The sequence below is a fragment of the Streptomyces sp. NPDC012466 genome, from assembly GCF_042955215.1.
Lineage (GTDB): Bacteria > Actinomycetota > Actinomycetes > Streptomycetales > Streptomycetaceae > Streptomyces.
Genome location: NZ_JBIBEQ010000018.1, coordinates 1 through 21,119 on the forward strand (window position 1 = coordinate 1; position 21,119 = coordinate 21,119).

The 21,119-nt window shown below is 71.1% G+C and carries 16 protein-coding genes; 8 read left to right on the forward strand and 8 right to left on the reverse strand.

The annotated features are described in order from the left end of the window. Positions 1–102: 102 nt before the first annotated feature. From ACFY9E_RS38995 to ACFY9E_RS39005, 3 genes are all read left to right on the forward strand, one after another. Positions 103–249, forward strand: coding sequence for a hypothetical protein (locus ACFY9E_RS38995; RefSeq protein WP_390993203.1), 147 nt, complete (start codon positions 103–105; stop codon positions 247–249). A gap of 77 nt (positions 250–326) precedes the next feature. Then, a complete protein-coding gene (locus tag ACFY9E_RS39000) occupies positions 327–1,445 on the forward strand; it encodes an extracellular solute-binding protein (protein WP_390993205.1) in 1,119 nt (372 codons plus the stop codon). 199 nt (positions 1,446–1,644) lie between these two features. After that, the gene (locus ACFY9E_RS39005; RefSeq protein ID WP_390993403.1) at positions 1,645–4,344 is read left to right on the forward strand and encodes a SpoIIE family protein phosphatase; all 2,700 of its coding nucleotides are present in this window, start codon (positions 1,645–1,647) and stop codon (positions 4,342–4,344) included. A 30-nt stretch (positions 4,345–4,374) separates the two neighbouring features. Here the strand turns inward: ACFY9E_RS39005 and ACFY9E_RS39010 are convergent, their stop codons facing one another. From ACFY9E_RS39010 to ACFY9E_RS39035, 6 genes are all read right to left on the reverse strand, one after another. Continuing rightward, on the reverse strand, positions 4,375–5,715 hold the full coding sequence (locus tag ACFY9E_RS39010; RefSeq protein ID WP_390993207.1) for a ricin-type beta-trefoil lectin domain protein: 1,341 nt from the start codon (positions 5,713–5,715) through the stop codon (positions 4,375–4,377). Beyond that, entirely contained in the window at positions 5,676–6,503 is an 828-nt protein-coding gene (locus ACFY9E_RS39015; protein WP_390993209.1) for a serine hydrolase, read from the reverse strand. Before ACFY9E_RS39015 ends, ACFY9E_RS39010 begins: the two co-directional genes overlap by 40 nt. Before the next feature lie 114 nt (positions 6,504–6,617). Next, complete coding sequence (locus ACFY9E_RS39020) at positions 6,618–7,325, reverse strand: GNAT family N-acetyltransferase (RefSeq protein ID WP_390993211.1); 708 nt, start codon at positions 7,323–7,325, stop codon at positions 6,618–6,620. 111 nt (positions 7,326–7,436) lie between these two features. Further along, positions 7,437–8,303 carry a GDSL-type esterase/lipase family protein gene (locus ACFY9E_RS39025; RefSeq protein ID WP_390993213.1) on the reverse strand — a complete coding sequence of 289 codons (867 nt, stop codon included), beginning with the start codon at positions 8,301–8,303 and terminating at the stop codon, positions 7,437–7,439. Positions 8,304–8,338: 35 nt separating this feature from the next. Next, positions 8,339–9,427: a GDSL-type esterase/lipase family protein gene (locus tag ACFY9E_RS39030; RefSeq protein WP_390993215.1), complete on the reverse strand. Its 1,089-nt coding sequence runs from the start codon at positions 9,425–9,427 to the stop codon at positions 8,339–8,341. Positions 9,428–9,507: 80 nt separating this feature from the next. Beyond that, entirely contained in the window at positions 9,508–10,557 is a 1,050-nt protein-coding gene (locus tag ACFY9E_RS39035; protein WP_390993217.1) for a glycosyl hydrolase 53 family protein, read from the reverse strand. A 441-nt stretch (positions 10,558–10,998) separates the two neighbouring features. Between ACFY9E_RS39035 and ACFY9E_RS39040 the strand changes: the two genes are divergently transcribed. The 4 genes from ACFY9E_RS39040 to ACFY9E_RS39055 all read left to right on the forward strand — a co-directional run bounded on the left by ACFY9E_RS39040 (position 10,999) and on the right by ACFY9E_RS39055 (position 17,205). Continuing rightward, the gene (locus ACFY9E_RS39040; RefSeq protein ID WP_390993218.1) at positions 10,999–12,900 is read left to right on the forward strand and encodes a rhamnogalacturonan lyase; all 1,902 of its coding nucleotides are present in this window, start codon (positions 10,999–11,001) and stop codon (positions 12,898–12,900) included. A gap of 144 nt (positions 12,901–13,044) precedes the next feature. Next, a complete protein-coding gene (locus ACFY9E_RS39045) occupies positions 13,045–15,237 on the forward strand; it encodes an MMPL family transporter (RefSeq protein ID WP_390993220.1) in 2,193 nt (730 codons plus the stop codon). 82 nt (positions 15,238–15,319) lie between these two features. After that, positions 15,320–16,504: a histidine kinase gene (locus ACFY9E_RS39050; RefSeq protein WP_390993222.1), complete on the forward strand. Its 1,185-nt coding sequence runs from the start codon at positions 15,320–15,322 to the stop codon at positions 16,502–16,504. A gap of 23 nt (positions 16,505–16,527) precedes the next feature. Continuing rightward, positions 16,528–17,205, forward strand: a complete 678-nt coding sequence (locus tag ACFY9E_RS39055; protein ID WP_390993224.1) for a response regulator — start codon at positions 16,528–16,530, stop codon at positions 17,203–17,205. Between the two features lie 175 nt (positions 17,206–17,380). On the opposite strand, the gene ACFY9E_RS39060 is transcribed toward ACFY9E_RS39055, so the two are convergent. Then, on the reverse strand, positions 17,381–17,863 hold the full coding sequence (locus ACFY9E_RS39060; RefSeq protein WP_390993226.1) for a MarR family transcriptional regulator: 483 nt from the start codon (positions 17,861–17,863) through the stop codon (positions 17,381–17,383). Between the two features lie 125 nt (positions 17,864–17,988). Here ACFY9E_RS39060 and ACFY9E_RS39065 point away from each other — a divergent pair, with 125 nt between their 5' ends. Then, positions 17,989–19,350 (forward strand): aminotransferase class V-fold PLP-dependent enzyme, encoded by a 1,362-nt coding sequence (locus ACFY9E_RS39065; protein ID WP_390993228.1) that lies wholly within the window; start codon positions 17,989–17,991, stop codon positions 19,348–19,350. 16 nt (positions 19,351–19,366) lie between these two features. Here the strand turns inward: ACFY9E_RS39065 and ACFY9E_RS39070 are convergent, their stop codons facing one another. Next, a complete protein-coding gene (locus tag ACFY9E_RS39070; protein ID WP_390993230.1) occupies positions 19,367–21,109 on the reverse strand; it encodes a trehalase family glycosidase in 1,743 nt (580 codons plus the stop codon). Between the last annotated feature and the right edge of the window lie 10 nt (positions 21,110–21,119).

The window sequence follows — 21,119 nt, forward strand, 5'->3', positions numbered from 1 at the left end:
GCTGACGGCCGCCGGCATGCGGGTCTGCGGCACCGGCCGCAAGGCCCGCCCGGACGACCCCGACTTCGGGACCGTCCACGGCCCGGCCACCCTGCGCCGCACATGGCGGGCGAGACCACGGGTGAGAGGGAAGCACTCGTCGAGCTGTTCCTGGACAACCTCACCCGCCACGTCGAAGGCCGGCCGCTCCGCAACGTCGTCGACAAAAGCCGCGGATACGTGGTGGACTCCCACCCAGCACGTCTGTGAAGGCGGCACTTTTCCTGGTAAACACTGACTAAAGCCGCAGGAGAGAAGGGGTCGATCGGGACCACCCTCCGTCACGGATGATCCAGACGACACTGGGGAGGCAGCCGGTGGGAGACGTCGAGATCGGCCGCAGAGCCTTCCTTGCCGCGGTCGGGGGGACGGCGGCCGGCGCAGCCGCGGTGTCGCTCACCGCGTGCGAGAGCCGCACCGGCCGAAGCGCCACCGAGAGCAGCAGGACGCTCGTCGTCCGGAATTTCGGCGGCTCCTACGACGAGGCGAACCGCAAGGCGGTGTATGACCCGTTCACCAAGGAGACCGGCATCCGGATCGAGACGGTGAACTTGGGGCACACGCAGATGCTCGCCCAGATCGAGGAGGGCCGTCCGCGGTTCGACGTCATGGACATCGACATGTCCAACCTGCTGCTCTTCGAGCGCGAGGGCGCCTCCGAGCAACTGGACTACGGGCGGTTGAAGAACACCAGGAACGCGGGCATCGCCCAGTCCCTGCTCACCCCCAACGGCGTGGGCAAGAGCTACTGGGCCAGCGTCCTCGCCTACCGCACCGACGCCGTCGACGGGCGCAGGCCCGAATCGTGGGCGGACTTCTGGAGCCTCGGAACCTTCCCGGGCCGTCGTGCGCTGCAGGGCGAGGTGGACTGGCCGGAACTGGAGTTCGCCCTGCTCGCCGACGGTGTGCCGCTCGACCGTCTCTACCCCCTCGATGTGGATCGCGCCTTCAAGGCCCTCGACGAGATCAGGGGCTCTGTGCGGACGTTCTGGGAGTACGGGGCGGAGCCGGGTGACCTGCTGTCCCGCGGCAGCGTCGTGGCCTCCAGTACCTGGGCCGGCAGGCTCCAGAACCTTATGGCGCGAGGGACTCCGCTCGCGTATGAGTGGAACGGTGCCCGCAGGCAGAGCAACGGCTACGGAATCCCCAAGGGCTCCGCGAACCCGGATGCCGCCTACCGGCTCATCGATTTCGCGCTGCGGCCCGAGGTGCAGGCCCACATGGCGCGGCTCTACCCCGACGGCCCTGTGGTGCCCGCCGCCTACGGGCACCTCACCGAGTCCACCGCCGTGCATCTGGCGAGCACTCCGGGCCACCTGTTGTCGGGCTTCGACCTGGACATCGAGTGGTGGCTCGAACACGGGGACTCCGTGACCAGGCGCTGGCAGGAATGGGCTCGCATCTGAAACGACTGTATTCAGCCATATGGCTGAATATGAAGGTGCATGGTAGAGAGTCGGTATGCTCCGGCACCTCGGTCGATTCTCGGCCCTCCGCTTCCCCGCGCGCAGTGACGGGCGTCCGCGGCGGGCGTCGCGGCGTGCCGCGCAGCACGACGCGCGGGAGGAGGTCGGGACCCGGCCCCCCAGAGCGCGATGGCGGGGCCTGCCGAGGGTGCGCAGCGTCGCCGGCCAGGTGTTTCTGCTGCAACTGGTGATCATGGTGCTGTTCGCCGCGGCCGCGGGAGGAGCTCTCGTGGTGCAGGCCCGGGAGTCGAGCACACAGGAGGCCCGGCAGCTGTCGAAAGGCGTCGCCCAGTCCTTCGCGCGGGCCCCGGGCACGCTGGATGCCATGAAATCCGGCCGCCCCACCGCGCTGCTGCAACCGCGCGCGGAGGACACCCGGAAGAACACCGGTGTCGACTACGTGGTGGCCTTCGATCCTCAGGGCTTTCGCTGGACCCACCCCGACCCGAGGCTGATCGGCGAGCACATCTACGCCAAGCGCGAGGGCGCCGCCGCCGACCGGCCGTTCACCAAGACGTTCGAGGGCAGCCTGGGCCTCGCCGTGGACACGACGGTTCCCGTCTACGACACCAACGGGATCAGCATCGTGGGCTTCGTGTCGGTCGGGGTCACCGTCGCCAGCGTCGACGACGTGGTGCAGGACCAGCTGCCGCAGCTGCTGGGTTTCGCCGGCGGGGCGCTCGCCGTGGCCGCGGGCGGGACGGCGCTGGTCTCCTGGCGGCTGCGGCGCCAGACGCGCGGCCTGGACCCGTCCGAGATGACCCGGATGTACGAGCACCACGACGCGGTGCTGCACGCGGTGCGGGAAGGCGTACTGATCATCGGGGGCGACGGGCGGCTGCTGCTCGCCAACGACGAGGCCCGGCGGCTGCTGGACCTGCCCGTGGACGCCGAGGAGCGCCGGGTCGGTGATCTCGGTCTGGAGGCGGGCACCGCCGCGCTGCTGGGTTCGGGCCGGCCGGTCACCGACGTGGTGCACTTGGCCGGCGACCGGCTGCTGGCGGTCAATGTACGGCCGGTCGACCCCGACGACCGCCCTGCGGGCAGCGTGGCCACGCTGCGTGACACGACGGAGCTGCGTGCCCTGGCGGGGCGTGCGGAGGTGGCCCGGGAACGGCTGGGGCTGCTGTACGAGGCGGGTGTGCGGATCGGAACCACCCTGGATGTGGTGCGCACCGCGCAAGAACTGGCCGAGGTGGCGGTCCCCCGGTTCGCCGACGCCGCGACGGTCGATCTGCTCGATCCGGTCCTGCGGGGGGCGGCGTCGGCCGGGCCCGGTCCCGAGATGCGCCGGGTGGCGGTGCACGGCGCCGACGGTGCCCGGTCCCTGTATCCGGTGGGTGAGCTGATCCGCTTCGTACCCACATCGCCCGTGGCCGTCGGCGCCGAGCGCGGCCGTGCGGTCCTGGACGTCGACCTGACCGCTTCCGGCGGCTGGATGAGCGCCCAGGATCCCGGTCGCGCCCGGCGTGTGCTGGACCTCGGTTTCCACTCCCTGATCACGGTGCCGCTCCAGGCCCGCGGCGTGGTGCTGGGCATGGCGAGCTTCTGGCGTTCGGACGGTGTCCCCTTCGGCGCGGAGGATCTTGCCTTCGCAGAGGAACTGGCCGCCCGGGCGGCGGTGGCCGTCGACAACGCCCGCCGCTACACCCGGGAACACACCCTGGCCGAGACACTTCAGCGCAGTCTGCTGCCCAGCTCCCTGCCCGACCACGCGGCCGTGGAGGTCGCCCACCGCTATCTGCCGGCCCTGGAGGGCGTGGGCGGCGACTGGTTCGACGTCATTCCGCTGCCCGGCGCGCGGGTCGCGCTGGTGGTCGGGGACGTGGTGGGGCACGGTCTTCATGCCGCGGCGACGATGGGCCGGCTGCGCACCGCGGTGCACAACTTCTCCGCCCTGGATCTGCCCCCGGACGAGCTCCTGGGTCATCTGGACGAGCTGGTCGCGCGGATCGACGGCGACGGCGACGGGAACACCGAGTGGGACGGCGAGAGCGTGTCGGGCGCCACCTGTCTCTACGCCATCTACGATCCAGCCTCCGGGATGTGCTCCCTGGCCCGGTCCGGGCATCCGGAGCCGGCCCTGGTGCATCCCGACGGCACCGTGGAATTCCTGCGGGTGCCCGGCTCCCCGCCGCTCGGTCTGGGCGGCGGTCTGCCCTTCGAGACCGCCGCACTCCCCCTCCCCGAGGGTTCCCGGCTGGTCCTGTACACGGACGGTCTGATCGAGGACCGGGAGCGGGGCATCGACAGCGGTCTCGATGCGCTGCGCGACGCGCTGGCACACTCGGGCCGGGCCCCCGAGGAGACCTGCCGGGACGTCCTCGACGCGATGCTTCCGGCCCGGTCGAGTGACGACATCGCCCTGCTCGTCGCCCGCACCCGGCTGCTGGATCCGTCCCAGGTGGCCGAGTGGGACGTGCCCGGTGATCCGGCGGTCGTCGCGGGCATCCGGGCGGAGGTCACCGGGCGGCTGAGGACCTGGGGACTGGAGGAGATGGCGTTCACGACCGAGTTGATCGTCAGCGAGCTGGTCACCAACGCCATCCGCTACGGCATCGAACCGATCCGGCTGCGGGTGCTGCACGACGGCGACAGCCTGATCTGCGAAGTCGCCGACGGCAGCAGCACCTCACCCCATCTGCGCCGGGCCGCGACCACCGACGAGGGCGGACGGGGACTGTTCCTCGTCGCCCAGTTCGCCCGGCGCTGGGGCACCCGCTACATGGCCCGCGGCAAGGTCATCTGGACCGAACAGTCGACCCGGAGCCCGGCCGGCGAGCCCGAGGAGGTGTCGGCCGAAGCCCTGCTGGACCAGTGGGAGGACGCGGCCTGGTGAGGCGTGCGAGGGGGCCGGAATCGTTCCGCGTCACCCGATGGTCCAGCGCTGGCCGGCCCCGCCGTTGCAGTTCCACAGGACCGCTCGGGTCCCGTTGGCGGTGCCGGAACCGGAGGCGTCCAGGCACAGGCCGGAGCGGGCGCTGGTGATCGTGCCGTCGGCGTTGACGCTCCAGCGTTGGTTCTGGCCGCCGTGACAGTCCCAGATGACCGCCCGCGTGCCCGGTGAGGTGCCCGAGGCCTCGGCGTCCAGGCACTTTCCGCCGTACACGCGCAGCTCGCCGGCGTCGGTGCGGGTCCACTTCTGGCCGGCGCGGTCCAGGCAGTCCCACAGCTGCACCTGAGTGCCGTTGGTCTGCGAGGAGTTCGGCACGTCCAGGCAGCGGCCGGAACCGGCGCCCACGATCTTGCCGCCGGTCGGCTGCGGGGTCGTGCCGCCCGGCGGAACGTAGGGGCACTTGGTCTTCGACCGGGAGATGTTGCCGCGGTCCGCCAGTGACGGGCACAGGAACTGGGTGTAGCGGGTGTCGTGGTCGAGGAAGATCTTGAGCCAGGGGATCGTACGGCGCGTCACGTTCGAGTTGCCCCAGGTGGGGAAGCCGTGGCCGCCGCCGGTGAGCTCGATGAAGGCGCTCTGCGTGGCTGCCGGCATGCCTCCGTAGAGGCCGTCGAGGTAGGACGGGGTGACCGTGCCGTCGTCCCGGGCGCCCATGATCATCGTCGGGACGCGCAGGGTGGACAGGTTCTGCGAGGGCGAGAAGGGCGCGAGCGGGAGGGCCGCCTTCAGGGACGGTCGCCGCACGGCCGCGCTGATGGCGCCGCCGCCGCCCATGGAGTGGCCGAGCACGCCCAGCCGGCCGGGATCGACGCGGTCGCGTACCGGGCTCTTCTGGGTGAGGTAGTCCAGGGCGGCGAGGAGTTGGGTTCCGCGGGCGGTGTCGTAGTCGTTGGGGCTGTTGGTGTCGATGCCGATGACGACGAACCCGAAGGAGGCGAGCCAGGGCCCCATCCAGGCGCCTTCGGCGCTCCACCGGGCGGTGTAGCCGGGTACGGCGGCGATCGCGCCCCAGGTGCCCTTGCTGGTGTCGGTCGGGTAGTAGATCTTGCCGCCGTTGAAGCCGTTGCCGGGCGAAACGGTGATCTCCGCGGTGGCGAACGTGCCGCGCTGGGCCGCGACGCTGCTCACCGTGGGGGCCGGGCCCCGCTCGTAGGGGTTGTCCGCCGCCGCCGGGCGGACGGGCGCCGGTTGCTGCGCCGCCGGTTGCGCCGACACGGGTTGGAGCGAGAGGAGTGTGGCGAGCAGGCCGGTGACGGCCGCGACCAGGGCGGCCCTCAGCCCGAGCGTCCTGCTTCTCTGCCGGGGTATCTGCATGGTCCTGTTCCTCCTTGCCCGCGCCCTGTCCGAGGAGGGCGGGGCGGTACGCGAGTGGGGGGTGCGCGAACAGGTGCTCTGGGAACGTTCCCAGGCCAAGTGAGCGTAGGGAGGCGCTGACGTGCCGTCAAGGATTCTGCCGGGACCTGCTGTTCGGACGTGTTGAGGCGGCCCAGCGCGAGGAGGTCCAGTGCGGACAGCCGAAGTTGGCCGAAGCCGTAGGGCAGTCCGTCGGGATCTCGTGGCCAGTGCGCCCGGGTGATCCCGAGCGGGCCGAAGAGGCGGCGCCGGGCGTACTCCTCCAGGTCCTCGTCCAGCGCTCGGGCCAGGCAGGCCGCGAGGACGTGGGTGGCACCGTTGTCGTAGCGGAAGCGGGTGCCGGGCGGGGACAAGCGGGGAGCGGTCAGGAGCGTCCGCGTCCAGCCCTTGGGGAGCTGCATGACCGCGTCGATGTCGTGGTCGCCGGAGGGGTCCGTGCCGCCGGTCATGGTCAGCAGGTGGCGTACGGTCGTCTGCCGCGCCCCCTCGGGGACCATCGCGCCCAGCAACTCGCCCAGCGCGGCTCCGAGTTCCAGCCGGCCGTCGTTGACCGCACAGCCCACGAGCGTGGACAGCACGCTCTTGGTGACGGAGAAGACGTCCCCCGGCTCGTCCACCGCCCGCCGGCCGTACGCGTACGCGGCCACCGTGCGGTTGCCGTGCTCCACCACGAGGTGCTCGGTGTGCGCCAGCTCCGGCTCGCGCCGGATCCGTGCGTCCGCCTCGGCCACGGCGTCCTCGACTGTCAACGGTCCCCCCTGTCGTCGGCTCGCTGAATGGTCGGGGCGGAACCTTGCTAGCGCAAGCGCTTCACGGGGCCGGCGCCACCGCCCGGGGCGGGCGGCGGAAGCGGATCCGGCCGCTCACGGGGTGCGGAAGCCGCGGAACGTCACGTGCTTGCGAGTCTCGAAACCGAGCCGTTCGTAGAGCGCGAGCGCGCCGGTGTTCGCCTCCGCCACGTGCAGGAAGGGTCGTTCACCGCGCGCCACGATGCGGGCGACGAGCGCGCGCAGCAGACGGACCGCATGGCCTTGCCCGCGTGCCTCGGGGGCGGTGCAGACGGCGCTGATCTCGGTCCATCCGGGAGGCCTCAGCCGCTCCCCCACCATCGCCACGAGTGTGCCGCCGTCGCGGACGCCGAGGTAGCTGCCGAGTTCGTGCGTGCGCGGCCAGAAGGGCCCCGGGCGGGTCCGTTCGACGAGGTCGAGCATGTCGGGCACGCTCTCCACGCCGAGTTCGACGACGCCGGAGCCGAGCTCGGCGGGAGAGGGGTCGGGGCTGCTGTCGCCGGTCCAGATCATCTGGCGGCCTTCGAGGACGAAGACCGGCTCCCAGTCCGACGGCGGCGGGACCGGGCAGCTGAACATGTCGGCGAACTCGCCCGGTCCCAGCAGCTTGGCCAGGTCCGCCCACGCTTCGGCGTCCGGCTCGGGGGACACCGCGGAGAACGTCGCGACTCCGGGTATGTAGGTGACAGCGCCGCCGAGCCGGCGGGCGAGATGTGCGTGGTGCCCGCGGAGCGACTCGCCCACCGGGTCGTCGAGTGCGATGGCGTCGCTGAGCCCCGTCATCGTGCTGCGCCCTTCCTGCCTTCGGCCGAGCCGGTCGGCCGGGAGGGCCGACACGGCGTCTTCGGATGCCGGCAGCCATGCTAGTCAGACCCTCACGAGCCGCTCTCGGCGCTACCTGAGATACGCGGCGAGCGGGAGGTTCTGCCGGCGCACGTCACCTGCGACGAGTCCGGCGATCCGCTGTGCGCCGTACGTCTCGAAGTGGGTGTGGTCGTTGCAGAAGAAGGCGCCCACGGGGCCCGATCCGTAGTCGCCGTTGTGCGGGCAGAAGCGCAGACTGTTGTAGAGCGAGACGCTCAGCGACTGCAGGTCGACGACCGGCGCCCTGGTGGCGGAGCCGACGGCGAAGGTCTCGTTCACGAAGCCCCGGTTCTTCGTCGCCGTGTTTCCGGAGCAGGTGATCGCGGCGACCGGGGTGAGCAGCACCGGGTGCGCTCCCCGGGCCAGGGCGGCCTGCACCATCGTGGTCATCAACTGCCGGTAGCGGGCGGGGCCGACGTGCCGGGGGCAGGTCGAGGAGGAGTCGTTGATGCCGAACTGGATGAACAGGTAGTCACCCGCCTTCATCCCGGTGCTCGCGTTCAGCATCGACTGCCAGCGTGAGGAGTAGCCGCTGGACGTGAGACGGCACTCGCCGTCCGGGCCCTTGGTTCCGCTGACGTTCCCCTCGTACATCCAGGTCTGGATGCTGCGGCCGCCCACGGCCTGGTTCCTGACGGTGACATCGGCGTTGAACAGGGCGTCGAACTGACTGCCCCAGCCGACCGGGCAGCGGGCGGAGCCCGGGTTGGCCATGGTCGAGTCGCCGGCCAGCCACACGGTGACCGGCTGTGCGGCCGCCCGGGCGGCGGGGGCAGCGGTGCCGGGGCTGCCGGAGCAGCGCGTCGCGGCACCGCCGGCCGCCGAGGCGGCACTGAGTCCGAGGCTCGACAGGGCGATCACCAGCACGGTGGTGATGACGGTCCGTAGGTTCTTCATCGGTTCCCTCCTTGGGGCGGGGCCCCTTGCGTCGGTCAGCGCAGGTGTGCGGCCAGGGGCAGGTTCTGCTCCCGGACGGCTTGGAGCAGCAGCCCGCCCACTTGGGTCGCGCCGTACTGCGAGAAGTGGGTGTTGTCCGTGACGCCGTCGACGGAGGAGCGGAGGAAGAGCTGTGCGGAGGCGGACGGTCCGAGGGATTCGATCAGCGCCTTGCTCCGGGCGGTCAGGTCGACCACCGGGACCCGCTGCGCCGCACCGACGGCGCGCATCTCGGCCGGCAGGTTCACCCCGACACCGTTGACGTGCAGGGCCGTGGAGGTGAGCCGGTTGCCGTCGAACAGCCGGCGGACCGGGGGCGTCACCAGGACCGGCACGCCGCCCTTGGCGCGGACCCGCGAGATCATGGTGGTGAGGTTGTTCCGGTAGGCGGACGCGCTGGTCTGCTTGTCGTTGTGGCCGAACTGGATGAAGACCGGGTCGTTCGCCTTGACCTTGGCCAGCAGTGCGGGGAAGAGCGCCGAGTTGCTGAGGAAGCTTCCCGAACTCTCCCCGGAGTCACCGTAGTTGGCGATGACCGCGCCGGGACGTACGGCGGACGTGATCATCTGGCCCCAGCCCGTGTACGGAGCGGCCGGCTGGTCGCAGACGGTCGAGTCACCGGCCAGGTAGGCGACCAGTGGCTGCGAGGCCGGCTTCACCGAGACGGCCGAGACCTGGGGGCCGGAGCCCGTGAAGCGGAGGTCGAGGCCGGGGTTGCCGGTGCCGCCCTGGCCGGTCGGCTGCCCCTCCGGCTGGCGCACGTTGATGGTGAACGAGTAGGTGGCGACGGCTCCGGCCGCGGTTCTCGTGGCCGGGAGCATCAGCCGCCGGGCCTCGGCCCACATCTCGGTCTGTCCGGCCAGGGCGCCGCCGATGGAGACCGTCACGTCGTAGTTGCCCGGCGCGACGCCGTAGTGGCAGATGATCGCCGAGGTGCCGGAACAGCCTGATGGCAGAGCCCGCGGCGCGGCGGTGGCGGTGTGGGCCGCGCCGGTGCCGGCCAGGGCCGCCAGGGTCAGCAGCCCGGCCGTCGCCAGCCGGGCGCCGTGTCCGCCGACCCCTAATGGCATGTTCATTACATTCATGAGTCCGTCCTTCATCACAGGGGGTACAGGGTCGGGGGCGGCGCACAGGCCGTCGCACCGCTTCGCCCAGGACGCGCGGCTCAGGCCTGGGTGAAGCCGTTCATGATGGAGGTGGGCCGCTTGCCGGCGGAGTCCCAGGCGCCCATGTTGTAGCCGGTGAACGGGGACATGCACTCCGGCTCCCAGTAGAAGATGCCCTGCCCCCCGGTGGCCTTCAGTGCCTTGATGTAGGCGACCAGCGCGGCCTGGGTGGAGGAGGCCCGGTCCACCCGCCCCCCGAACTCGCTCTGCAGGAACGGTTTTCCGTAGGCGGCGGAGATCTTCCGCATGTTCTCCACGATCCCCGGGGCGACGTCGGCGCTGCCGTAGGAGGAGAACACGGACATGTCCCACTTGCCGCCGTTGGCGGCGAAGCGGCCGAAGAACGTCGTCATCACGTCGTACTTCTGCGGCTGGGCCAGGTGGATGCACACCGCCGAGTTCGGCGACACCGCCTTGACCTGGGTGTAGGCCGCATTGAGAAGCCCGGTCATCTGCGCCGGGCTGGAGACGCTGCCGACGGGCCGGCAGATCCCGCTGTTGATCTCGTTGCCGATCTGCACCCAGGTGGGGAGCACGGCGTTGTTCTTCATGACGGTCATCGTCTGGTTCACGTACGTGTTCATCGCGGCGAGCATCTGGCCGTAGCTCATGTTCCGCCAGGCGGCGGGCGGGTTCTGCACACCGACGGAGTTCCAGGTGTCGCCGAACATGTAGTCCAGCATGATCGACATCCCGGCGGCCTTGACCCGCTTGGCGAAGGCGGCGACCTCGTTGATGCCGCAGTGCCCGTTGGCCGGGTCGCCGGACGGGTTGACGAACGTGCGGAGGCGGACCGCCGTGATGCCGTACCCCTTGAGAATGGTCAGCAGGTCCTGTGTCTGCCCACCGGCGTTCTTCCAGGAGTAGCCGCGGGCCTCCATCTGCGGCACCCAGCTGATGTCGACGCCCTTGACGAAACCGGCGGCAGCGTGGGCCGGCGTGTCGAGTTCGGCGAGCGCGGCCGCGGTGGCGAGGGCACCGGCGGTCGCGGTGGTGGCCTTGAGCAGCGTCCGGCGGCTGATCCGAGCGGGAGCAGGAGTCGGGGACATGGTCGCTCCTCCCTGTCCGCCGGCCGCGCGTGGGACGTCGCGGCCGACGGGCAGCGGGTTGTGGGGGGTGGAGTTTCCGGGACTGGGGTGATCCGCCTGCGCATGCTGGGAGCGTTCACAACCTGTCAGGTGGGCACGAGACGCTCCTCCTCGAAGGGAAAGGTTGCCGGTGCAGGAATCACCATGAACTGCCGTGTCGCACGCCCGAGTTCACGGGTGAGCGACCAGTTCGACGGCCTTCGACCCCAGTTGCCCGCTGACGCGCATCCCGCAGTGTTCAAGCCCCGCCACCCGGCTGTCAATCCATGGAACACGAGAAACTCACGGATCCGAACAGGGCCGAACAGCGGACTGGACACAATCCTTGACGAGGCATCAGCCCGTTCTTACGCTCCCTCCTCATGGGAGCGTTCCCATACCCCCCACGCCCCGGAGGCCACCGTGACCGACTCGCACCGGCGTCCCCGCACCACGCCACGACCGTGGCGATCACCCCATCGGCCCGGCGGCCGGCTCGTCGGCGGTATCTCCGCCGCCGCCCTGGCCGTCTCCGCGCTCGTCGCACTCCCCCAGACCGCGCAAGCGGCGACCGCCAGGCAGGTCGAGAAGCTCGACCGCGGCCTGTCCAGCGTGCACACCAACAGCGGAAACCTGGTGTCATGGCGGTGGCTGGCGACCGACCCGAACGACGTGTCGTTCAACGTCTACCGGGGTGGCACCAGACTCAACTCCTCGCCCGTCACCGCGTCGACGAACTACTTCGACGTGGGCGCCGCGGCCTCGGCCGACTACACGGTGCGCGCCGTCGTCAACGGCACCGAGCAGGCCGCGTCGGCGCCCGCGGTGCAGTTCCGCACGGGCTACAAGGACGTGCCGATCTCCCCGCCCGCGGGCGGCACCGCTCCGGGCAACTCGGCCTACACCTACGAGGCCAACGACGCCTCCGTCGGCGACCTCGACGGTGACGGCGCCCTGGACCTCGTGCTGAAGTGGCAGCCGACCAACGCCAAGGACAACTCCCAGTCCGGGTACACCGGCAACACCATCGTCGACGGCATCAAACTCGACGGCACCCGGCTGTGGCGCATCGACCTGGGCCGCAACATCCGCTCCGGCGCGCACTACACGCAGTTCCAGGTGTACGACTACGACGGCGACGGCAAGGCCGAGGTCGCCATGAAGACCGCCGACGGCACCCGCGACGGCACCGGCGCGGTCATCGGCAGCTCCTCCGCCGACCACCGCAACTCCAGCGGCTACGTCCTGTCCGGGCCCGAGTTCCTGACGATGTTCAACGGCCAGACGGGCAAGGCGATGCAGAGCGTCGACTACGTTCCGGGCCGCGGCACCGTCTCCTCCTGGGGCGACAACTACGGCAACCGCGTCGACCGCTTCCTCGCCGGCACCGCCTACCTCGACGGCGCCCGCCCCTCGCTGATCATGGCGCGGGGCTACTACACCCGATCGGTGATAGCCGCCTGGGACTGGCGCAACGGCGCCTTCACCCGCCGCTGGACCTTCGACACCAGCTCCTCCAGCAACAGCGGCAAGGGCTATGACGGCCAGGGCAACCACAGCCTGTCCATCGCCGACGTCGACGCCGACGGCAAGGACGAGATCGTCTACGGCGCGATGACCGTCGACGACAACGGCAACGGCCTGTGGACCACCAGGCTCGGCCACGGCGACGCCGGCCACGTCGGCGACCTCAACCCCTCCCGTCCGGGCCTGGAGTACTTCAAGGTCTCCGAGGACTCCAGCAAGCCCGGCTCCTGGATGGCCGACGCGCGCACGGGTGCGAGGCTGTGGCAGACGGCGTCGGGCTCCGACAACGGCCGGGGCGTCGCCGCCGACATCTACGCCGGCAGCGCGGGCGCCGAGGCCTGGTCCGCCACCGACACCACCCTGCGCTCCGCCACCGGCGCCTCCCTGGGCAGGGAGCCGTCCAGCATCAACTTCCTGTCCTGGTGGGACGGCGACCCCGTCCGTGAGCTCCTCGACGGCACCCGCATCGACAAGTACGGCACCTCCGGCGACACCCGGATGCTCACCGGCTCCGGCGTCGCGTCCAACAACGGCACCAAGTCCACCCCGGCGCTGTCAGGTGACATCCTCGGCGACTGGCGCGAGGAGGTCGTCTGGCGCACCGGCGACAACAGGGCGCTGCGGATCTACTCCACCCCGCACGAGACCAGCACGAAGATCACGACCCTGCTGCACGACACCCAGTACCGCACGGCGCTGGCCTGGCAGAACACCGCCTACAACCAGCCCCCGCACCCGAGCTTCTTCATCGGCAACGCCATGCCGACGGCTCCACGCCCCACCGTCTACACCCCCTGACCCACCTGCACCGCGGACACTTGCCTCTACTGCGATCGCAGTAGAGGCAAGTGTCCGCGAACGTCCAACGACGAGAGACCAGCGGAGTGCGAGCGTGGCGGTGCGCCGGGATTCCGGCCCGTGTTCCTCTGGAAAGGCTCGTCGATGTCCCCTCTCGCCCGCTGGTGCCACCGGCACCGGCTCGCCGTCGTCCTGGCCTGGGTGGGCCTGCTGATCGCCCTCGGTGGGGCGGTCGGCGCGGCCGGCAGCAGCTTCGGCAACAGCCCGCTCTCTCAGGACACCGACTCGGCCAGGGCGACGGCGCTGCTGCAGAAGGGCGCGAGCAGCGCGGCGGGCGAGAGCGGCCGGATCGTCTGGCAGGTCAGCGACGGCAAGGTCACCGACGGCGCGGCCGAGCGGGCGATGACCGCGGCCCTGGAGCGTGTCGCCGACGCCCCGGGCGTGGCCTCGGTGACCGATCCCTACACGCCCGCCGGCCGGGCCCAGGTCAGCGAGGACGGCCGGACGGCCTACGCCACGGTCGCGTTCGACGACGGTGTCGACGACGCCCGTGTCGACCATGTGAAGGACCTCGCTACGGCTCCGGAGTCGCCAAGCCTGCGCATCGCGCTCAACGGGCAGGCGTTCACCGTCAATCCCGAGCCGAACGCGGTCGCCGACGCCATGGGGATCGTGCTCGCCTTCATCGTGCTGCTGTTCGTCTTCCGGGCGGTCTGGGTGGCGGCGCTGCCCATCATCACGGCCATCGCCGGCGTCGGAACCTCCGCGGTCACGGTGATGCTGCTCAGCCATGCCGTCACGCTCTCCGACACCACGCTGACCCTGGGTTCGCTGATCGGACTGGGGGTGGGCATCGACTATGCGCTGTTCATCGTCAACCGGCACCGAGCCAACCTGATGGCGGGCATGGGGGTGGCCGAGTCGACGGCCAAGGCCCTCAACACCTCCGGCCGGGCCGTGGTGTTCGCCGGACTGACCGTGGTCGTCGCGCTGCTGGGCATGCTCACCCTGAACGTCGGCATCATCAACGGCATGGCGATCGGCGCGGCGATCACCGTCGTACTGACCGTGCTGGCCGCCATCACCCTGCTGCCCGCGATGCTCGGCATGATCGGGCAGCGGATCCTCGGCCGTGCCGAGCGCCGCACCCCGGCCGGACACGACGGGGCCCCGGTGGGCGGCACGGGGCTGTGGGGCCGGTGGGCCGAGCGTGTCCAGGCGCGGCCCAAGGTGCTGGGTCTGGTCGGTCTCGTGGTGCTCACGGCTCTCGCGCTCCCGACGCTCTCCCTGCGTCTTGGCGCGTCCGACGACGGCAATCTGCCCCCGTCCTCGACGAACCGTCAGGCCTACGACATGATCGCCGACGGCTTCGGGCCGGGCTTCAACGGCCCGCTCGTCCTCGCTGTCCGGGCACCCGGCACCGCCGACAAGGCCGCAGCGGCGAAACTCGTCACCGCCCTCGGCCAGGTCGACGGTGTCGCCGGTGTCGGCGCCACGCCCATGAAGGAGGGGCAGACGGTCGGTGTGATATCCGTCGTCCCGACGACCTCGCCGCAGTCGGAGGCCACCTCCGACCTGATCCATCACCTGCGTGACGACGTGATCCCCGAGGCGGAGCAGGGCACGTCGATGAAGGTCTACGTGGGTGGCGTCACCGCGAGCAACGACGACTTCGCGTCGGTCCTGATGGGCAAACTTCCGCTGTTCGTGCTGGTGATCGCCGCACTGGGCTTCCTGCTGCTGACCGTCGCCTTCCGCAGCCTGCTCATCCCGGCCGTCGGCGCGCTGCTGAACATCCTCAGCATCGGGGTGGCCTTCGGCGCGATCGTGGTCGTCTTCCAGTACGGCTTCGGTGCGGGACTGCTCGGCCTGGGCGCCGCCGGGCCGATCGAGTCGTTCGTGCCGATCCTGGTCGTCGGCATCATGTTCGGCCTGTCCATGGACTACCAGGTGTTCCTGGTCAGCCGGATGCGCGAGGAGTGGGCGCACACCGGTGACAGCCACCGTGCGGTCCGGGTCGGACAGGCCGAGACGGGCAAGGTGATCGCCGTCGCCGCCACCATCATGGTCTGTGTCTTCGGCTCCTTCGTGTTCGGCGGCATGCGGGTCATCTCCGAGTTCGGCGTCAGCCTCGCCGTGGCGGTGGCCCTGGACGCCCTGCTGATCCGCATGGTCGTCGTGCCGGCGCTCATGCACCTGTGCGGGCGGGCCAACTGGTGGCTGCCCCGCGGGCTGGACCGCGCGCTGCCCCGCGTCTCGGTCGAGGGCCCCGTCGAGGAGCCGGTGCAGCCGCTCCGGACGATCCGTGAGCCGGAGACAGCCGGACACCACGGCTGACGTCCACCGGGGTATCGCGCGGGCCGGGCGGCGGAGAGCGGCAGGCAGCCCGGCCCGCGCTGCGTAGAGTGAGGGAGTGCAGGTGGCAGCGGTGAGTCGGCGGTGGTTGGCCCGTCACGAGCGGATCAGGGACGCGCTTCCGGCCGTGGTGGTCGTTCTGGTGGCCCTGGCCGCGAGCGCCGCGGGCGACGGGGGGTCCGGCTGGCACGCCCCCCGGGTGGGCGGGGCGGCCTGGACGGCGCTGGCGTGCGCGCCCCTCGTGGTCCGCAGCCGATGGCCGCTGCCGGTGGTGCTCGCCACGCTGGCCGTCGATCTGGCTCATATGGCCGTGGCGCCTACCTTCTCCCTGACGCCTGCGGCGAGCCTGGTGGCGCTCTACACCCTCGCCACCCGCGGGAGCCGCCGCACCGCCTGGATCATGGGCCTCATCGCGTCCCTGCTGATCACGGCTGTCTACGCGGTGGCCGACTCCGAGCCGCCCCTGGCGGGAACCAGTCTGCTCCGCTTCGACCTCGCGATCGCGGCCACCGCGTTGGGGGACGCCGTCCGCACCCGCCGCCGTCACCTCGCCGAAGTCGAGGCGCGCGCCGAACGCGCCGAGCGCAGCCGTGAGGAGGAGGCCCGGCGCCGGGTCACCGAGGAGCGCGTCCGTATCGCCCGTGAGTTGCATGACGTCGTCGCCCATCACATCACCCTGGTCAACGCCCAGGCGGGGGTGGCCCACCACCTCATGCGCGATGATCCCGACCGGGCGTACGAGGCGCTGGCGCACATCAAGGACAACAGCCGTGTCGCCCTCGACGAACTGCGCGCCACCGTGGGCCTGTTGCGCCGGCCCGATGACGGGCCCGAATCCCGCTCGCCCATTCCGGGACTGGCCGATCTGGACGCCCTGGTCGGTGGCGTGCGGGCGGGCGGGCTGTCCGTGGAGGTGGTGTCCACCGGCACGCCCCGGCCGGTGGCGCCGGCCACGGAACTGACGGCGTACCGCATCATCCAGGAAGCTCTCACCAACACGCACAAGCACGCGTCGGCGACGCGGGCGGAGGTCGTGCTGGACCACGGTCCGTATGGGCTGCGGATCACGGTGACGGACGACGGCAGGCCCGGAGCCGCCCGGGGCCCCGGCTCCGGCCACGGTCTGATCGGCATGCACGAGCGCGCGACCGCCATCGGCGGCACGGTCACCGCGGGCCCGCTGTCCGACGGCGGCTTCCGGGTCGTCGCCGAACTCCCCCTGGCCCTCTCCCCCACATCCCCCGCCTGATTCCGACGAGGTAAGAGTCACCCATGACGATCCGCGTCCTGCTCGCCGACGACCAGGCCCTGCTGCGGGGCACCTTCCGGCTGCTCATCGACGCTCAGCCGGACATGGAGGTCGTCGCGGAGGCGTCCAACGGGCGGGAGGCGGCGGAGCTGGCCCGGTCCGCGCGGGCCGATGTCGTGGTGATGGACATCCGGATGCCCGAGGTCGACGGTATCGAGGCGACCCGGCTCATCGGCCGGGACGAGGATCTGGCCGGCGTGAAGGTGCTGGTCCTCACCACGTTCGAGGTGGAGGAGTTCGTCATCGAGGCGCTGCGGGCCGGTGCGAGCGGCTTTCTCGGCAAGGGGGTCGAGCCGGCCGAACTCCTGCATGCGATCCGGCTGGTAGCGGCGGACGAGGCGTTGCTCTCGCCCACCGCGACCAAGGGTCTGATCGCCCGGTTCCTCTCCCAGCCCTCCCCCGGCGCTCTCGCCGACCCCGCGCGGCTGGCCACGCTGACACCCCGGGAGCGTCAGGTCATGACGCTGGTGGCCACGGGCCTGTCCAACGACGAGATCGCCGAACGGCTCTTCGTGACCCCGGTCACCGTCAAGACCCACGCCAACCGGGCCATGGCCAAACTGGGCGCCCGGGACCGGGCCCAACTCGTGGTAATGGCCTACGAGAGCGGGCTGGTCCGCGCCGGGGAGACGCGGACCTGACCGTCACCGGCACGGCGTCAGCGTCCCGCTCGGCAGAGGGTCTGCGCGGCGGTGTGCGGCGCCCCGGCGCGGTCCCGCCGGAACGCCCGGTCCAGCCGGGGCTCAGGACGAAGCGGAGCAGCCGCGGCACGGTGGCGTGCGCAGGGCGGTCATGGCGGCCGCTGCCACGAGGGTGTCAGCTGTCGTTCAGCGCCTTCTCGATCTCGCCGAGGGAGCGGGTCAGCCGTCCGTAGTCGGCAGCGGTCACCGGTGCCACGAAGTACCGCTCGACGACCTGCGCGTGGACGGCTGCGGCCCGGAGGAACACCGCACGGCCGTGATCGGTCGTCTCGACCAGGACGCTTCTGCGGTCCCCGGGGGCCGGCCCGCGCCGCACCAGGCCGGCGCCCTCCATACGGTCGATCAGCCGGGTGATGCCACTGCTGGTGAGCGTCAGGTCGTCGGCGAGCCTGCGCTGTGAGATCTCCTCGTCCGGGTGCCGGCAGAGCCGGATGAGGACCTCGAACATCGTGTGGCTGACCTGGCACTCCTTGCGCAGCGCCGTGTCGATCCGGTGTTCCAGGCGGGTGGCGGCCTTGATCAGCAGTCCGAAGTCGTGCACGAGCCTGCTGTCGGCGGCGCGGGCCGCTTCGTCGTTCTCTCGTTTCGCGGGGTTCACCCCGCCGACTTTACTGCTTCTTCACCTACTGCCGTCTCAATTACTGAGCAATCAATTGCTGAGCAGTCAACAAACTCCTATGGTGGACACCCACGAACCCCGCAAGTCGGCAGAGAGGGAGATCAGTGGACCTGCAGCACTGGCTCGGCCGGGCGAACGACGCGATACAGCAGTGGTCCGACACGTTCGGTCCCTACCAGCAGCACCCGTCCCTCCTCGTCGACGACGACCGTTTCACCGCCGCCTTCGATGAGCTCACCGGGAGGCTGAAGGAGAACTATCCCTTCTTCCACCCGCGCTACGCGGGGCAGATGCTCAAGCCCCCGCACCCGGCGGCGATCGTCGGCTACCTCACCACCATGCTGATCAACCCCAACAACCACGCCCTGGACGGCGGCCCCGCCACCGCCCGCATGGAACGCGAGGCCGTCGCGCAACTGGCCACGATGTTCGGCTACGACACCCACCTCGGCCACCTCACCACCAGCGGCACGATCGCCAACCTGGAGGCCCTCTTCGTCGCCCGCGAGCTGCACCCCGGCCGCGGCATCGCCTACAGCGCCGACGCGCACTACACCCACGGCCGCATGTGCCACGTCCTGGGCATGAAGGGGTACCCGATCCCGACCGACGACCGCGGGCGCATCAGCCTCGACGCACTCGAGGACATCCTGCGGACGGGAGAGGTGGGCACGGTCGTCCTCACCGCCGGCACGACCGGCCTCGGAGCCGTCGACCCGATCCACCACGCCCTCCCCCTCAGGGAGCGCTACGGTGTCCGGCTCCACGTCGACGCGGCCTACGGCGGCTTCTTCACGCTGCTCGCCGGCGCCGAAGGACCGGAGGGGCTCCCCTCCCAGCCCTGGCGGGCGATCGCCCAGTGCGACTCGATCGTCGTCGATCCGCACAAACACGGACTCCAGCCCTACGGCTGCGGTGCCGTCCTCTTCCGCGACCCCGAGGTGGGCCGCTTCTACCTGCACGACTCGCCCTACACCTACTTCACCTCCAGCGAGCTCCACCTCGGCGAGATCAGCCTGGAGTGCTCCCGCGCCGGCGCCTCGGCCGCCGCCCTGTGGCTCACCTTCCAGGTCCTCCCGCCCACCCCCGACGGACTCGGCCGCGCCCTCGGGGCCGGCCGCCGGGCCGCCCTGCGCTGGGCCGACCTGATCACCGCCTCCGACGCACTGGAGCTGTACCAGCAGCCGGAGTTGGACATCGTCGGCTACTTCCCGGCGGTGCAGCCCGCCGCCCTCACCGCCGTCGACGCGGCGTCCGCGCGGGTCCTGGCCGACGGCATGGCGGAACCCGACCCCGTGTTCCTGAGCACCCTGAAGGCCGACCGCGACGCGTTCACCGCACGCCACCCGAAGATCTCCGCCGACGCCGACGGCGCACGCATCCTCCGCAGCGTCCTGATGAAGCCCGAGTCCGAGGACCACGTGGAGCGCCTCCACGACCGGGTCGAGCGGCTCGCCCGGTCATGAGCGCGGCCCCCGGGGTTCACGTCAGGTCATGGTCACCTCGGCGTACGTGCGCCTCCGCGAGGAGGAGGTAACTGCCGGCGGTCCAGGTGTAGGCGCGGTCGCGCAGACCCGTTCCGGTGAGGGCGTCGAAGTTCTCGGCGAAGCCGTGGTTCTCGCACAGGGCGCGGAAGCGGGTGCTGATGTCGTCCGCCAGGCGGTGGTGGCCGGCGCGGCGCAGGCCGTCCTCGATGAGGACGGTGGCGGGGGCCCAGATGGGGCCGCGCCAGTAGCCGTCGTCGAGGTAGTGGGGTGAGGCGGGCAGTTCGGTGGCGAGACCGTACGGGGTCAGGTGCGCCTTGATGTGATCGGCCAGGGCGCCGCTGACGTGGCCCGGCAGATGCTCGCCGAGCACGATGGGCATCAGGTCGAGGAGACTGGCGCTGCTCCAGGTGTCCCCCGTGCCGACGCCCCGGGCGACGAACCGGTCGCCGCTCCAGAGCTGCTCCAGCATCGCCGCCTGGGTCTCCTCGGCGGCCCGCTTCCACCGTCCGGCCTCGTCCGTTCGGCCCAACTCCATGGCCAGGTAGGCGAGTTCATGGAGCTGGAGGACGAGGAAGGCGGACAGGTCCGCGGTCTCGACCACCCGCTCGGGGTCGAAGGTGGTGGCGTTGTCCCAGCCGCTGTCGTTGCCGTGCTGGTAATGGGGGAAGGCGGCACCGGGGGCGCGCCGGGCGGTGAGCCAGAAGTTCGTCCAGCGCTCCAGCCGGTGGTAGACCTCGGCCAGGTCGGCCGGGCCGGGGGGCGTCGGCAGGCGGCGGCGCAGGTGCCCGAAGGCCCAGCCGTGGATGGGCGGTTTGACGAAGTTGTAGAGGACCTCGGAGTGGGTCACGGAGTCCGGCAGGGCGCCGCTGCCGTCCTGGTGGTCGAAGGGCAGGGCGAACTGGTCCCGGGCCAGTTCCGGGCAACCGGGGGCCAGCGCGAGGGCGTTGAAGCAGTGGTCCCAGCTCCACACCTTGTCCATCCAGTGCTTGGACATCAGCACCGCGGGCCGGGTGACGAGGCCCGTCGGGCGTACGGTGGCCGACCAGATGACGTAGGCGGCCAGTTCGGCGGCCGGGGTGGCGGACGAGCGCCAGGGGGCGACGGCGTCCACGAACTGCGCGAACGCGCGTCGCCCGGATGCCACGATCTCGTCGAAGGCCGCCGCGGACGTGTACGGCGGGCGGGCCGCGTCGAGTTCCTCGATCGCGATCTCCCACGTCCCGCCGCTCTCCCCGGTGGTGGCGAGACCGCGTTCGGCACTGCCCAGCGCCTGGGCTCCGGCGGCGCCGGCGGTGCCGGACAGCACGGTGACGCGGTACCGGCGTCCCGTCTCGTAGGACGTGAACACATGGGCGCCGGCGGCGGCGTCGTGGAAGAAGTACGTTCCGCTGAACGGCGTCAGGACCTGAGCGGCCGCCCGTACGGCGATCCCCAGGCCGCTCCCGCGCAGCCGTACGGTGTCCGGCGATTCGTAGGCGAGGTCGACGCGTCCGTCCGCGCCGATCCAGCTGAGCAGGCCCGGTCTCGCCTCCACGCGGGTCTCGGCCCGGTCACCCGTCACGGGGTCCAGCGGTGTCAGGCGCAGAACGGCGTGCATGCCGTTCTGGTGGGATACGAGGTGGAGATCCTCGGCGTACGTCTTCTCCGCCACCACGGGCGAGATGCCGAACCAGGATCCGTAGGTGCTGAACGGGATGTCCTGAACGGAGAAGGCCGGGCCGGAGTGGTCGGCGGTCATGAAGGGTCAC